The following is a 14,799-nucleotide window of genomic DNA, read 5'->3' on the forward strand; positions in this document are numbered from 1 at the left end:
GCGGTGCAGTCCTAGACAGCTCCACCACACCGGAGGTCTTCGCCATGATCAAGCACCGGCACATGTCAACAACGCTCGTGATCAATACACCTAGATCGTGTCGATTCGCACAGTGCCGCCCCGGCCTCCCCCGCCCACCCCACTGTTAAGCCAGGTCCCGGCTATTGCTGTAGCCAGATCTTCTTGTTCGCCCCTTCCCGTCCCCGCAGGCTGAGGCCCTATTCGCAGCTCGGCGTCGCCGTCGGGCACTCGATCGGGGAAGTCCATGGGTCTCGAACTCGAAGGAAAACGCGCCGTCGTCACCGGGGGCGGCACGGGCATCGGTTACGCCATCGCCGAGGAACTGGCGCGCGAGGGTGCGCGGGTGGCGATCACCGGACGGCGGGGGGACGTCCTGGACGACGCGGTCGTACGGATCAGGGAGTCGACCGGCGCCGACGTGCTCGGCGTGCGGGCCGACACCGGTGACGACGACTCGGTTCGCGAGCTGGTCGACACCGTGAGAACGGCCTTCGGCGGTATCGACATCCTCGTCAACAACGCCGCCGAGCAGCCCGCGCAGAAGGGGCCGAGCTTCCAGGACGCCGACGACGCCTGGTTCCAACGGCAGCTCAACGTCAAGGTGATCGGCTATCTGCGCACCATCAAGGCCGTCGCGCCGCTGCTGATCGAGAACGGCTGGGGCCGTGTCATCAACATCAGCGGCACCGGGTCCCGTTCGACCGTCTCGGTGATCGGCTCGGTCCGCAACGCCTCGGTGATCGCGCTGACCAAGAACGTCGCCGACGAACTCGGCCCGCACGGCGTCAACGTCACCGTCGTCCACCCCGGTCCCACCCGCACCGAGCGGTACGTCGAGCTGCAGAGCGGCAGCGCGGCCGACGGCGCGGCGCCCGCCGCGCCGGGCAACGTCATCGGCCGGGTGATCGAGCCGCACGAGGTGGCGTGGGTGGTCGCCTTCCTCGCCTCGCCGCGCAGCGTGGCCGTCGTCGGCGACGGCGTCTACGCCGGCGGCGGCGTGCCCGGCGCCATCCACTACTGATCCGACCAGAGTCCAGGAGAGTTCCCATGACCGAATCCGTGGCCCCCGCCATCGCCGTCGACGAGTTGCGCGCGCTGCTCGACGGCGGCCAGGAGTACGCGCTCGTCGACGTCCGTGAGTCCGGCGTCACGGCGGCGCAGGGGTCGATCCTGCTCGCCGTCTCGATCCCGCTCAGCGTCCTGGAGCTGAAGGTGGGGGCGCTGGTCCCCCGCCGTGACACGCCGGTCGTCGTCTACGACGGCGGCGACGCGGAGCTGGCGGGGCGGGGCGCGGCCCGGCTGCGCGCGCTCGGCTACACCGACGTCCGGGTGCTCGACGGCGGCCTCGCCGCGTGGGCCGCGGCCGGGCACAAGGTCCACAGCGGCGGCGATCACGTCATCGGGCAGGCCTTCGGCGAGTGGATCGAGGAGGTGTACCAGACGCCGCACATCAGCGTGCCGGACTTCCTGAGCCGCCGCGCGGCCGGTGAGGACATCGTGCTGCTGGACAGCCGCCCCATCGGCGAGTTCCGCGACCACAGCCTGCCCGGCGGGACGTCGATACCGGGCGCCGAACTCGTCTACCGCGCGGCCGAGGCGGTGTCGTCGCCCGACACGCTCGTCGTGGTCAACTGCGCCGGGCGCACGCGGAGCATCCTCGGCGCCCAGGTGCTCATCAACGCGGGCCTGCCGAACCGGGTGGTGTCGCTGGAGGGCGGCACCCAGTCCTGGGTGCTGGAGGGGCACGAACTCGACCACGGCGAGACGTCCTCGGTGGCGCCGCCGACCGGCGCGGCGCTGGAGGCGGCGCGGGAGAGCGCGGTCCGCTTCGGCGAGCGCTTCGGGATCGAGCACATCGACGCGGCGGCGCTCGCGGCGTTCGGCAAGGACGACACGCGTTCGCTGTACGTCCTGGACGTACGCACGCCCGAGGAGTTCGAGGCCGGTCACCTGCCCGGCTCCCTGTCGGCGCCGAGCTGGGATGTCGCACCGTGGGTGTTCCGGCACGTCGGCACGCACCATTCCCGTGTGGTCCTCGTCGACAACGACGGCGTACGGGCCGCGGTCGCCGCCTCCTGGATCGCCCAGATCGGCTGGGCGCAGGTGTTCGTCCTCGACCGGGCCCTGGAAGGCGTCGACCTGGAGACCGGCCCGGTGCCGCGGCCCGTCCTCGACCCGCCGTCCGGCGGCTTCGAGACGGTCACCGCGCAGGAGCTGGACGGCGCCCCGGCCGACACCCGGCTCGTGCTCGACGTGGCGCCCAGCCCGGAGTACCGCACCGGCCACGTCCCCGGCGCCCGGTTCGCCATCCGCGCCCGCCTCGCCGCGTCGGCGGCCGAGCTGCCCGGCACCGGGCCGGTCGTGCTGACCTCCTCCGACGGGGTGCTCGCGCGCTACGCCGCCGCCGACCTCGCGGCGGCCACCGACCGTCCGGTGCGGGTGCTCGACGGCGGCACGGCGGCGTGGCGCGCGGCCGGTCTGCCCGTGGAGACCGACCGGGCCGAGTGGCTGCACGCCCCGGAGGACGTCGTCGCCTCCGGCTGGCGCGAGAGCGACCCCGAGGACCGCAAGGCCGGATTCCGCCGCTATCTGTCCTGGGAGCTCGGCCTGGTCGCCGAGTTGGCGCAGGACGACACCGTTCCGTTCGAGAAGTTCGCCTGAGGCACTGACCCCCTGTGAGGACACGCTCATGACCGCCATCGCCAGGCCCCTCACCACCCGGCCGGTCGACACCGCCGCCGAGGTGACGCGGTGACCGGCGCCGTTTCCGTCACCGACACCGCGCCCGCGCCGGGTGCGCCAACCGCCACGAGGACTCCGCGGGGCGCGGCGGGGCTCATCGACCTCAGCCCGCGCAACCGCGGGCGCGAGAGCGTGCGCAAGCGGGTCCGCTTCTGGAGCGGCTGGACCCTGCGCGTCGGCGTGCCCGTCGCACTGATCGCCCTCTGGCAGCTCGCGTTGACCTGGGGCTGGACCACCGAGGACGTGCTGCCCTCGCCGAAGACCATCGTCGAGGCGTACCAGTACCTGTGGAACAACGGCTCGCTCCAGGCCGCCGTACCGGTGTCGCTGCGGCGGGCCGGTGAGGGGCTGCTGCTCGGCGGCAGCGCGGGGCTGGTGCTCGGGATCTTCGCCGGTCTGTGGAAGATCGGCGAGGAGATCTTCGACGCCACCCTCCAGATGCTGCGGACGGTGCCGTTCATCGCGCTGGTCCCGCTGTTCGTCACCTGGTTCGGCATCGACGAGCCGTCCAAGCTCGCCCTCATCACCGCGGCGGCACTGTTCCCGCTCTACCTGAACACGTTCCACGCCGTGAAGGGCGTCGACCAAAAGCTCATCGAGGCGGGCAGGACCTTCGGGCTCAGCGGCTTCCGGATCGCCCGCCGGATCATCTTCCCGACGGCGCTGCCCGGCATCCTCACCGGTCTGCGCTTCGCCTGCTCCTTCTCGCTGCTGTCGCTGGTGCTGGCCGAGCAGGTCAACTCCACCGCCGGGATCGGCTATCTGATCATCAACGCCCAGAACAACCAGCGCCCGGACATCGTCATCGCCGGCATCTGGATCTACGCCGTGCTGGGCATCCTCATCGACTTCGTCATGCGCGGCGTCGAGCGTCTCGTCCTGCCTTGGAGGGCCCGTGTCGGTATCAACTGAATCGCCGGGCGACCTCGCCGCGGACAGCGCGGGATACGCCGTCACCGCGCTGGGGGTCCGACGGGTCTTCGACGGCCGTGCGGTGCTCGACGGGGTCGATCTCCGGCTGCGGAAGGGGGAGTTCGTCGCGCTGCTCGGAGCGTCCGGCACCGGTAAGACGACGTTGCTCCGTATCGTCGGCGGACTCGACACCGCCGACGAGGGGAATGTCGTCGTGCCCCGCGTGCGGTCGACCGTCTTCCAGGAGCCGCGGCTGGTTCCCGCGCAGAAGGTGTGGCGCAATGTCGTGCTCGGCGCGCGGCGTCCGCGAGCCGCGTACGGCAAAGCGCTCGACGCGCTGGCCGAGGTCGGTATCGAGAGCCACGCCAAAGCCTGGCCCCGGACGCTGTCCGGCGGTGAGGCGCAGCGTGTCGCACTCGCCCGCGCGCTGGTCACCGAGCCCGATCTGCTGCTGCTCGACGAGCCCTTCGCGGCCCTGGACGCGCTGACCCGGATCAAGATGCACGACCTGCTGGCGGCGCTGTGCGCCAAGCACGAGCCCGCCGTCGTCCTGGTCACCCATGACGTGGACGAGGCGATCCTGCTCGCCGACCGTGTCCTGGTCCTCTCGCGCGGTTCGATCGCCCTGGACCAGCGGGTCGAGATCGACAAGCCCCGCCACCGCGACGATCCGCGGTTCCTCGAACTGCGGGCGGCGCTGCTCGACCAGCTCGGCGTGGCCCGCACGGTCGGCGGCAGCGACGAGGAGGTGGCCGCCGGCCATTGACGGCCCGTCAGATCAGAGCACCACGAACCGTCTTCACCCGACACATCCCGAGGAAGTCATCGCACATGTACAGCACCGGCAAGCACTCCCCCTTCGTCCAGCGCACGTTCACCGCCTTCGCGGCCGTCGCCCTCGCCATGGTCGCCACCGCCTGCGGCAGTTCCGGCGGCGCCTCGACCTCCGCGAAGAACGCGGGTTCCGGGTCGAACGGCGGCTCGACGGGCGGTTCCTCCTCCGCCGCCGCGGTCGACCTGTCCGGCGTCAACCTCACGATCAGCTACCAGACCGCCGACTTCCCCGCGCTGCTGAAGGAGTCGGGCCTGTTCGAAGACACCCCGTACAAGTACAAGGTCCCGATCATCGCGGGCCCGGCGAACCAACTGGCGGCGCTGTACGGCAAGCAGATCGACGTCGGCCAGGTCGGTGAGAACACCGCCGCCTTCGAGGCCGCCAACGCCTCGGCCGACTGGACGAAGACCGGCGCCCCGATCCAGGGCTTCGCGGTGACCTGGACGCCCGACGCGCCCTACCCGGCCGCCGTGTACGTGACGAAGAGCTCCGGCATCACGACGCTCGCCGAGCTGAAGGGCAAGAAGATCGGCTACAACTACGGCGGCAACATCTACGCCGCCTACGTCGTCGCGCTGGAGAAGGGCGGCTTCGGCCCCAAGGACGTCCACGGTGTGCAGTTCCCGAGCAACCAGGCCGCGGCCAACGCCTTCAACGCCGGGCGCCTGGACGCGGTCGTGACCAGCTACAGCAACGTGAAGAAGCCCGTCGACGCCGGAAAGGCGATCAAGATCGCCGACAACGCGACGCTCGGCATCCTCGGCGGCAGCGGCTGGATCGCCAGGACCGAGGTGCTCGACGACCCGGCCAAGCTGGCGGCGCTCAAGGACTTCTACGGCCGGCTGCGGACCTTCTACGAGCAGTGGATTCCCGGTCACGAGACCGCGTACGAGAAGGTCGAGCAGCAGGTCCTCAGCCAGACGCCCGACGTGGCCAAGGTCAACTGGGAGAACGCCCGGCACTCGACCTTCTACAAGATCGGTGACCCGGAGTTCCTGCGGATCCAGCAGGCGACCGTCGAGGCCGCGTACAAGTACGGCGGGCTGAAGACCAATGTCACGTCCAAGCTCGGATTCAACTACACCACGGCGCTGGACGACGTGACGACCGGCTGACACGGCGCCGCTCCCGAACCACCGGCTGAGGAGTAACCATTGACCGACATCACTCGACGCAGGCTCGGCACCGAGGGGCTGGAGGTCTCGGCCCTCGGCCTGGGCTTCATGAGCTTCGCGCGCTCCACCGACGCCGACGAGCGGCACAGCGCGTCGGCGTTGGTGGGCGAGGCGATCGACCTCGGCATCGACTTCTTCGACACCGCCGACATCTACGGCCCGGCCATCAGTGAGACGCTGCTCGGGCAGGCGGTCAAGGGCCGCCGTGACGGCCTGGTCATCGCCACCAAATTCGGCAACCCGCTCGACCGGGCCACCAACCCCGACGCCCGCCCCATCGACGGCCGTCCGGAGTACGTACGGTCGGCGGTGGAGGGCTCGTTGCGGCGCCTGGGCGTCGACCACATCGACCTCTACTACCAGCACCGCGTCGATCCGACGGTGCCGATCGAGGAGACGGTCGGCGCGCTGAAGGAGCTGGTCGAGGCGGGCAAGGTCCGCTGGATCGGTCTGTCGGAGCCGGGTCCGCGGACCCTGCGCCGCGCCCATGCCACACATCCGGTCACCGCGATCCAGAACGAGTGGTCGCTCTTCACCCGCGACATCGAGGCCGAAACGCTCTCCATCGCGCGGGAGTTGGGCATCGGCATCGTGCCGTTCTCGCCGCTGGGCCGCGGGTGGCTGACCGGTCGGCTGCGCAGCCGCGCGGACCTGACGGGCCGCCGGCTGGAGCACCCGCGGTTCGCCGAGGAGGTCTTCGACACGAATGTGAAGCTGGCCGACGAGGTCGTCGCCGTCGCGGCCGAACTCGGCGCCGAGCCCGGTCAGGTGGCCCTCGCCTGGGTGCTCTCGCGGGGTGAGGACATCGTGCCGATCCCCGGCACCCGGCACGCCGCGTATCTGCGGGAGAACGTCGGCGCGTTCGACGTCACGCTCACACCGGAGCAGGCCGCGCGACTGGCCGGTATCGCCGAGCGGGTCGAGGGCGACAGGGCGCTGCGGCCCGGCGCCATCGGGGCAGAGGCGCGCCTGCCGGACGCCGCCGGTTCCTGATCCGGCGGCAGCCCGAAGAGCCGCCCGGCGTACCGGCCCCGTGGGATGGGGGTCGGTACGCCGGGCGGCTCCGTCGCGCCGTGCTGCCGTCCGGCCTCAGACCGGGGTGGCCGCCGGGATGGGCAGGCCGAGGTTGCCGCGCAGCGTGCTCGCCTCGTACTCCTTGCGGAAGATCCCGCGCCGCTGGAGCTCCGGCACCAGGTGGTCGACGATGAGGTCGAGGCCGTCGGGGTAGAGGTCGTGGTTCAGGTTGAACCCGTCCGCGGCACCCTCGGTGAAGTACGCCTCCATCTCGTCGGCGATCTGCTCCGGGGTGCCCACCACCATGCGGTGACCGCCGCCGGCGATGTGCCGGTCGAGCAGGTCGCGCACCGTCAGGTTCTCATTGCGGGCGGACTGGAGCACGGAGTTGGCGAAGCCATAGCTGCTCGGCTTCCAGTCCGGCGAGTTGATCAGGTCCCACGGCGGCTGCCGGTCGAGCTCCAGGCTGTCCACCGGCAGGCCGAGCTGCGCCGCCAGCGACGTCAGGGCGTCGGTGGTGTCGGTGCTCAAACCGGCCAGCAGGTCGCGGCGCTCGCGCGCCTCGGCCTCGGTGCTGCCGATGACCGGCCACAGTCCGGGCAGGATCAGGACGTCGTCGGGGTCGCGGCCGTGAACGTCGCGGGCCCGGGCCTTCACCTTGGCGGCGAAGTCCTTGCCCTGCTGGAGGTTGTGCGCGGCGCAGAAGACCGCGTCGGCGTACTTCGCGGCCAGGTCGATGCCCTGCTCCGACGCGCCCGCTTGCAGGACGACGGGGTGGCCCTGCGGCGAACGCGGCACCTGGTACCAGGTCTTGACCCGCAGGTGCTCGCCGACGTGGTCGACCTCCCGCACCTTCGTCAGGTCGGTCAGCTCACCTGACGCCTTGTCACCGACAAGCGCGTCGGGGTCCCATGACTCCCACAGCGCCCTGATCACCGCGATCGCCTCGTCCGCGCGGCCGTAGCGGGCGTCCCGGTCGGGGTGCGCGTCGAGGCCGAACTGGGCCCCGGCGCGCGGCGACTGCGTGGTGACGACGTTGACCGCGGCCCGGCCGCCCGAGACCAGGTCGAGCGAGGAGCCCAACCGGGCGATGTGGTACGGGTGGCGGTAGGTGGACGACACGGTCGCCACCAGGCCGACGTGCGTGGTGGCGCGGGCGATCGCGGTCAGCACGACGAACGGGTCGATCGCGTTCCACGGCCTGGTGAAGTCCTGCTGGGAGAATCCGAGGGTCTCGGCGAGGAACACCGCGTCCAGCAGGCCGCGTTCCGCGGTCCGGCCGAGGTTCTCCCATTCGTCGATGTCGAGGAAGCCGAGCGGGTCGTCGCGCAGGCGCCAGCCCCCCGGTGCTCGGCCCAGCGCGTTGGCGTTGACGTTCAAGTGCAGTCGGCGTGTGCTCACTGGTGGCGGTCTCCTGATCAGGCCGTGCGCGCGGTGGCGCGGCTCGCGTCGGTCACCAGGGGCGGAAGCCCGTAGTGGCCGCGCAGCGTGGTGGACTCGTACTCCCTGCGGAAGATCCCGCGCCGCTGGAGCTCCGGCACCAGGTGGTCGACGACCTGCTCCAGGCCGGAGGGGAAGATGTCGAAGTTGATGTTGAAGCCGTCGGCGGCGCGTTGGGTGAACCAGCTCTCGATCTCGTCGGCGACCTGCTCGGGCGTGCCGACGATCGCGTTCTGCGCGTTCGCGCGGCGTTCGAGGACCTCGCGCACGGTGAGGTCGCCCTGGCGTGCCACGGACAGCACGCCGTTGGCGGCGCCGACGCTGCGCGGGCTCCACCGCGGCGAGTTGATGTAGTCCCAGGGCAGGGCCTTGTCCAGGCTCAGCAGGTCGACGGGGACGCCGAGTTGGACGGCCAGCGCGCGCACTGCGGCGTCGTCCGCCTCTACGGGGCCGACCAGATCGGCGCGGCGCCGGATCGCCTCGGCCTCGGTGCCGCCGAGGGTGATGTTGAGGCCGGGAAGGACCAGGAGTTCGTCGGGGTCGCGCCCGTGGGCGGCGGCGCGGGCCTTCAGCCCGCGGTAGAACTCCTGCCCGGTCGACAGGGTGTTGGAGGCGCAGAACACGGCATCCGCGTGCTGCGCGGCCAGTTCGATGCCCAGGGGCGACGCTCCGGCCTGGACGATGACCGGCCGCCCCTGCACGGAGCGCGGGAACTGGAACCGCCCCCTGAAGCCCACGTGTTCGCCGTCGAAGTCCACCGTCGGGACCCGGCCGTCGTCCACCAGTTCGCCCGTCGTGGGGTCGGCGACCAGCGCGTCCGGGTCCCAGGAGTCCCACAGCCGCTTGACGGCGTTCAGCACCTCTTCGGCGCGCCCGTACCTGACCTCGCGTGCGGGAAGCGGTCCCCGCCCGTACAGGGCCGCGGCCGCGTCCTCGCCGGAGGTGACGATGTTGACCGCCGCCCGGCCGCCGGAGGCGATGTCGAGCGTCGCGGCGCGGCGCGCGATGTCCCACGGCTGGTAGAAGGTCGCGGACAGGGTCGTCACCAGACCGATGTGGCGGGTGGCGCGGGCCACCGCCGTCTGGAGCATGAACGGGTCGAAGGCGTGCCACGGCTTGCTGAAGTCGGTGGCGCCGAGGTGGTCGGCGAGGAAGACCGCGTCCAGCAGGCCGCGCTCGGCGATCCGCCCGAGCTTCTCCCAGGAGGCGACGTCGAGGAACCAGGTGGGCGGAGAGCTGTGCCGCCAGCTGTTCGGCGGTTTCGCCAGCCCGTTGGCGTTGACGTTGAGGTGCAGGAATCGTTCGGTCACGGCCCCATGCTTGGGCGAACCGCTCCGGGGATGAAGCCGAAGCGGCTACCGGTTCACTTAAGCTCCCCTTCGCGGTCCGCGCCAGGGCCGGGCCGCTGCCGGGCCGTTGCCGGGCCGTTGTCGAGCCGGTGCCGGGCAGATGTCAGGTCGGTGCCGGGCGGAGACCGGGCGGCCCGTGCGTCAGCCCGCCAGTTCCCTGATCAGCGGGACCGCGCGGGAGAGCCGGACGGTGCCGTATGCGATCAGGCCGACGGCCGCCAACTGCGGCACGACCCACCAGCCGGTACGGATGTGCTCGCCGTAGACGGTGATGCCCAGCGCCAGGCTGACGGTGGCGTCGCCGAGGGTGAGGGCGGGCTGCGAGGCGATGATCGGCCCGGACTGGAGGGCGCTCTCCAGCAGGAAGATCGCGGTGACGCCGCACAGCGCGAAGCCGTAGGTCTGCCAGGCGGTCAGGAAGGCGACGCCGCCGTGCGCGGAGAAGGTGTCGGCGGCGGACTTCATCAGCGCCGCGGTGAGCGCGTTGGCCACCGCGGAGGCGGCGCCCAGCAGGGCGGCCCTCGGCGCGCCGGAGGGCCGGTGGCGGGCGATGACGACCGCCCAGCCGATGGCGCCCACGCAGAGCAGGACGGCGGGCACCCAGTGCGCCATGGACGCCTGGGCGCCGCCGCCGCCCGGTGCCGCGGCGCCCAGGGCGAGCGCCAGACCCGCGACCATGCAGGCGACGCCGCTCCAGCCCGCGCGCGGCAGGGCGCGCCCGAGCAGCGGCACGCTGAAGAGCAGGGCGAGCGGCAGTTCCAGGATGAAGACGGGCTGCGCGAGGGCCAGCGGTCCCGCCACCAGGGCGAGGGCCTGGAAGGCCGCGGCGCCCGCCACTCCGCAGATGCCGAGCAGCCACACCGGCTGCCGGATCATCGCGAGCATCTGACGCGGGCGCATCGCGTCGTTGGGCGGCACGGCGAGCGCGGCCTTGCGCTGGAGGACGGTTCCCACCGCGTTGCTGGCCGCACCGAGCAACGCGAAGAACACACACAGCACCAGCAGGGTCGGCCTCCCGTGACGTAACTCCCCTGGCGCAGCGTAGGCGGCGCGCGGCGCCGACGCACACGCGGGTGGGGGTCACGGGCCCGGCTTCACCCGTTCGCGGGGGCGGCCCGGTGCTCCCGCCTGCACGGGAGCACCGGGCCGCCGTCACCGTGGGTCCACGGTGAGGGGATCAGCGGGTCACGGATAGGACACGACATTGCTGGGGGTGGTGTTGGACGCGGTGACCGCTCCGGTGTCGTTGATGACGTGGGTGATGGTGCCCACGCCGCCGAGTGAGACGGTCAGCGCGCTGTGGAATTTCACGCCGGAGGTGTTGGGCACCTCGAACGCGTGGTAGCTGTTCACCGCCGGGTTGACGTTGAAGTAGCAGTAGCTGCCGAGCCCCCACGCCTCATGGGTGGTGACGTTCGCGCCGACCTTGTAGGCGGCGTATCCGTTCTGCCCGTTGGGGTTGACCCAGGCGGCCTGGTTCGGCGGGTCGTACGGCATCTCGTTCTGGAAGAAGATCGTCTTGCCGCCCTGGCCGTTCCAGACGACCTCGTACTTCTGGTAGTGCTCGACGAACAGTCCGGTCGCGAGCACATTGGCGCCGTTGACGATCAGACCGGTGTCGGCGGTGTTGGACGTCCAGCCGACGCCGCTGCCGTGGTCGGCGCGCCAGGCCCAGATGTGGTCGATGATCGTGTTGGCGCTGTTCACGATGAGGCTGGTGGTGGCCTTGCCCGCGACCTGGCCGCCGATCCGGAAGAAGACGTCCTGGATGGTGGTCGGGTTGGCGGCGTGGCTCGCGGCGGAGCCGGAGGGGCCGACGGTCAGCAGCGCGGCGGAGTTGGTGGTGCCCGCGTCGAAGAGCAGACCCTTGAGGCGTACGCCGTCCACGTCGGCGACCTGCATGGCGTTGACGCCGTTGTCGGGCACGAACGTCGGGTAGCCGATGCCGAGGATGGTGGTGTTGGCCTTGGTCACGTTGAGCGTCTGGTTGAGGTGGTAGACGCCGGGGGTGACGAAGAGGTTGCAGCCCTGGGACAGGGCGGTGTTGATGGTCGCGGCCGTGTCCCCGGCCTTGACCACGTAGAACTGGCTCATCGGCAGCGAGGTGCCGGGGGTACTGCCGTTGGCCCAGCTCGGTCCGGACGCGTTGGTGCGCAGCGACGGCAGGAAGACCCGGTACTTGCCCGCGCTGTCGACGTACAGGTACGGCACGTCACGGGAGACCGGCGTGGTGGCCAGCGTGGTCTCCGGCGGGTTCGGGAAGGTGTTGGCCGGGGCGCCGTTGACGCCGGAGAAGACCATGTTCCACACGCCGCCCGCCCAGCTCCCGAGGTTGCTGTCGCGGGTGTACCACTGCTGCTGCGAGACGGACGCGGCCTGGCCGCTGACCTTGGTGTCGGCGATGTAGCCGCCGCTGGCGTAGCCGTAGCTGGCCGGGTAGAGCGCGAGCCCGCCGTGCACGTCGATCCGGCGGAAGGGCGCGGCCTGCGCGACGGCCCACCGGTCGGTGCCGCTAGAGGGGTTGATCGCCAGATTCTCCGCGGACCGCCAGAAGTTCTGGGTCGCGTTGCCCGCGTCGGAGGCGTTGAAGGCGTCCACGGTGACGTCACCGTTGATCGTGACGTCGTCGGGGTTCTGGCCGAGACCGGCCACCGAGGTGTAGAAGCCGACGTTGTCGGACACGTTGTACGTGCCCGGCTTGAAGAGCTGCGCGACCCGGTTGTTGCTGAACTGCGCGGTCTGGGTGTCCTTCTGCTGCGCGAACTGCGCGTCGAGCTGCGCCTGGATGGTGGCGCTGGACATCGACGGGTCGTAAATGTGGACGTTCGACCCGAAGTTGGGAGTGTCCGACTGCGTCGGGCAGCTCGCCGAGGTCGAGCCGATGGTGTAACTGGCGGTGGCCACGGCCGAGTTGGTGGACCCGGACTTGATGCCGATCGCCTTGACCGTGGTGCTCGCCGAGATGTTCAGCGGCGCGCTGTAGAGCGTGGAGGAGACGGTCGGCGTGGAGCCGTCCAGCGTGTAGCGGATGCTCGCGCCCGAGGTGGCGTCGGATATCGTCACGCTCTGCGCCGAGCTGAAGGTGCCGCCCGCCGGGCTGAAGGTCGGCGTGGCGACGGTCGTTCCGGTGCCGCCGGTGCCGCCTCCGGTCGTACTCCCGCTGCCCTGGGTGTACGAGAAGTGCGGCGTGTCGTACTGCGGGCCGCTCTTCTCGTACGTGAACCAGTAGTCGAGCACGGTGCCGGTGGTCAGCGAGCTGACGGTCTGGGTCCAGACGCCCGCGTTGTTGGTCATCCGGACGTTCTGCTGATTCGCGCCGTTGACCAGGTAGTGGACGTCGACGTAGGCGGCGGCCGTGGTGGGCTTGAACGTGATCTGCGCCTGCGTGGAGTTCAGTTGGGCGACGCTCTGCGTGTAGTCGGACGCGTCCGCCGAGGCGGTTCCGACGGTCTGGGTGAGGCCGATGATCCCGGCCAGAACGAGGACGAGGGCCCCGAGCAGGGCGACCACGCGTCGCTGCCGACGCGGCGTGCCCTCGGTACGGGCCGGGAGGATGGATCTGCGCATGTGTGGGGGTCCTTTCGCCTGGGTTCGCGAAGTGAACACCAGGGTCAGCGCGGAGATGTGGGGGTGGATCGCGCTCGGCACTGCACATTCAGAGCCAAGGTCCCGCCTTGGCCCTTTGATTCAGTCTCTTGAAAACGCTCTCAATCTGCGGATGGCGGTAATCCCGAATCCGTAAGGCAGTGTCAAGTGGCCATGGCGAGCCGTCAAGCACATGCACCGGATTCACACAGTGAACGATTCGAGTGGGGCGTGCGGGAGGCGTGGGATCCGTGGTGCGCCGCCCAGGTCACGCCTCGTCCGCGGTCATCCCTGCCCCCCGTTCACGCCCGCCCCGCTCACGCCCTGCCCCGGTCACGCCCTGCCCGCGTCGTCGCGGGCCAGGAACGGGCGCAGGAGCGCGAGCAGGGCGCGCGGCCGGTGCAGCGGGATGATGTGGCCGCAGTCCTCGATGAGGTGTGCGGTGAGATCGTCGGCCAGGGGGCGCAGTTGGCGTGCGAGCACGTCGCCGACCGGCTGGGCGCCCAGGGCCATCGTCGGCACCGTCAGGCGGTGGGCGGCGACCGCCTCACCGATCCGCGCCGCGCTCTCGGGCAGGGCGCGGTAGTACGAGAACGCGCGGCTCAACGCCTCGCGGCCGGTGTACGCGCGCACGAACGCGTCCCGAAGTGCGGGGCGCACTCCCTCACCGAGCGTGCCGGAGCGCAGGAACCAGTCGACGTACTCGGCTTCGTGACCCTCCAGCACGGTCTCGGCGAGGCCGGGCGCCGCGCGGTGGAAGCCGAACCACCACGGCGGTCCGGCGGCGAGGAAGTCCTCGGCGCCGGGCAGCGCGCCCAGCAGGGATTCCATGACGACCAGGCGGCGGACGAGGCCGGGGTGGCGCAGGGCGAGGAGGAAGGCCGCGGGGGCGCCCGCGTCGATGCCCACCACCGCGGCGGACGACACGCCGAGCGCGGCGAGGAGCGCGGCGGCGTCCTCGGCCAGGGTGCCCGCGTCGTACCCGGACGGGGCAGGACCACTCGCGCCGAAGCCGCGCAGGTCGGGCGCGATGACGCGGTAGCGGCCGGTCAGATCGGCCATGACGTCCGTCCACACCTCCCAGGTGTGCGGGAAGCCGTGCAGCAGCAGGACGGCGGGACCCGATCCGGCGAGGGCGACGTTCAGTTCGACACCGTTGACGGGCACGCGGCGCAGTTCGGGCATGACGGGACTCCAGGAGTGGTAACCAATGGTGACAAGATCACGCTAGGGAACTAACCTGGTCCGCCCAAGACGGCACTTTCCCCTCAGGTGGTGAGCCCCAGGTGACCACGTCCGGGCCCGACGCATCGGGCACGTACGGGCCGCGGCCCGGCGACCGCGGCGACCTGCTGGATCCGCGCTGCCCGACCCGCCAGCTGCTCGACCGCATCGGCACCAAGTGGACGTCGATGGCGGTCAAGACGCTGGCCGAGCAGGCTCCGGGCGAGGTCCGCTTCGCCGAACTGCGGCGCCGCATCCCCGGCATCTCGCAGAAGATGCTGTCCGCCACCTTGCAGAGCCTGGTCCGCGACGGCCTGGTCACGCGCCGCGTGGAACCGACGGTGCCGCCCGCCGTCCACTACCGCCTCACCGACCTCGGCCTGTCCCTCGAACACCCCCTCGCCGCCCTGCGCGACTGGGCCGAGACCCACATGCCGGAGATCGACCGCAACAACCGGCTCGCCGACGGGCCGTCTCCCGACTAGGGCCCGCGCGGCCGACG

Annotated in this window: 12 protein-coding genes; 7 read left to right on the forward strand and 5 right to left on the reverse strand. The window is 71.1% G+C overall.

Annotation, left to right across the window (positions count from 1 at the left end):
• Nucleotides 1-265 precede the first annotated feature (265 nt).
• From ACFZAM_RS35750 to ACFZAM_RS35775, 6 genes are all read left to right on the forward strand, one after another.
• Nucleotides 266-1,042 carry an SDR family oxidoreductase gene (locus ACFZAM_RS35750; protein WP_391052404.1) on the forward strand — a complete coding sequence of 259 codons (777 nt, stop codon included), beginning with the start codon at nucleotides 266-268 and terminating at the stop codon, nucleotides 1,040-1,042.
• 26 nt (nucleotides 1,043-1,068) lie between these two features.
• Nucleotides 1,069-2,682 carry a rhodanese-like domain-containing protein gene (locus ACFZAM_RS35755; RefSeq protein ID WP_391052408.1) on the forward strand — a complete coding sequence of 538 codons (1,614 nt, stop codon included), beginning with the start codon at nucleotides 1,069-1,071 and terminating at the stop codon, nucleotides 2,680-2,682.
• A gap of 90 nt (nucleotides 2,683-2,772) precedes the next feature.
• Complete coding sequence (locus tag ACFZAM_RS35760) at nucleotides 2,773-3,675, forward strand: ABC transporter permease subunit (RefSeq protein ID WP_391052412.1); 903 nt, start codon at nucleotides 2,773-2,775, stop codon at nucleotides 3,673-3,675.
• Complete coding sequence (locus tag ACFZAM_RS35765) at nucleotides 3,659-4,441, forward strand: ATP-binding cassette domain-containing protein (RefSeq protein WP_391052414.1); 783 nt, start codon at nucleotides 3,659-3,661, stop codon at nucleotides 4,439-4,441. Before ACFZAM_RS35760 ends, ACFZAM_RS35765 begins: the two co-directional genes overlap by 17 nt.
• Before the next feature lie 65 nt (nucleotides 4,442-4,506).
• Nucleotides 4,507-5,625 (forward strand): ABC transporter substrate-binding protein, encoded by a 1,119-nt coding sequence (locus tag ACFZAM_RS35770; RefSeq protein ID WP_391052417.1) that lies wholly within the window; start codon nucleotides 4,507-4,509, stop codon nucleotides 5,623-5,625.
• 48 nt (nucleotides 5,626-5,673) lie between these two features.
• A complete protein-coding gene (locus ACFZAM_RS35775; RefSeq protein ID WP_391052515.1) occupies nucleotides 5,674-6,678 on the forward strand; it encodes an aldo/keto reductase in 1,005 nt (334 codons plus the stop codon).
• Between the two features lie 96 nt (nucleotides 6,679-6,774).
• Here ACFZAM_RS35775 and ACFZAM_RS35780 read toward each other — a convergent pair whose 3' ends face one another.
• The 5 genes from ACFZAM_RS35780 to ACFZAM_RS35800 all read right to left on the reverse strand — a co-directional run bounded on the left by ACFZAM_RS35780 (nucleotide 6,775) and on the right by ACFZAM_RS35800 (nucleotide 14,258).
• Nucleotides 6,775-8,100: an NtaA/DmoA family FMN-dependent monooxygenase gene (locus ACFZAM_RS35780; protein ID WP_391052420.1), complete on the reverse strand. Its 1,326-nt coding sequence runs from the start codon at nucleotides 8,098-8,100 to the stop codon at nucleotides 6,775-6,777.
• Between the two features lie 17 nt (nucleotides 8,101-8,117).
• On the reverse strand, nucleotides 8,118-9,449 hold the full coding sequence (locus tag ACFZAM_RS35785) for an NtaA/DmoA family FMN-dependent monooxygenase (RefSeq protein ID WP_391052422.1): 1,332 nt from the start codon (nucleotides 9,447-9,449) through the stop codon (nucleotides 8,118-8,120).
• A gap of 180 nt (nucleotides 9,450-9,629) precedes the next feature.
• Nucleotides 9,630-10,493 carry a DMT family transporter gene (locus tag ACFZAM_RS35790; RefSeq protein WP_355347646.1) on the reverse strand — a complete coding sequence of 288 codons (864 nt, stop codon included), beginning with the start codon at nucleotides 10,491-10,493 and terminating at the stop codon, nucleotides 9,630-9,632.
• 180 nt (nucleotides 10,494-10,673) lie between these two features.
• Entirely contained in the window at nucleotides 10,674-13,055 is a 2,382-nt protein-coding gene (locus ACFZAM_RS35795; protein WP_391052425.1) for a chitobiase/beta-hexosaminidase C-terminal domain-containing protein, read from the reverse strand.
• A 351-nt stretch (nucleotides 13,056-13,406) separates the two neighbouring features.
• The gene (locus tag ACFZAM_RS35800; RefSeq protein WP_391052428.1) at nucleotides 13,407-14,258 is read right to left on the reverse strand and encodes an alpha/beta fold hydrolase; all 852 of its coding nucleotides are present in this window, start codon (nucleotides 14,256-14,258) and stop codon (nucleotides 13,407-13,409) included.
• Between the two features lie 101 nt (nucleotides 14,259-14,359).
• Here ACFZAM_RS35800 and ACFZAM_RS35805 point away from each other — a divergent pair, with 101 nt between their 5' ends.
• Nucleotides 14,360-14,782, forward strand: a complete 423-nt coding sequence (locus ACFZAM_RS35805; RefSeq protein WP_391052430.1) for a winged helix-turn-helix transcriptional regulator — start codon at nucleotides 14,360-14,362, stop codon at nucleotides 14,780-14,782.
• The last annotated feature ends 17 nt before the right edge of the window (nucleotides 14,783-14,799 follow it).

The sequence above is a fragment of the Streptomyces sp. NPDC008079 genome (assembly GCF_042957385.1).
Taxonomy (GTDB): Bacteria; Actinomycetota; Actinomycetes; order Streptomycetales; family Streptomycetaceae; genus Actinacidiphila.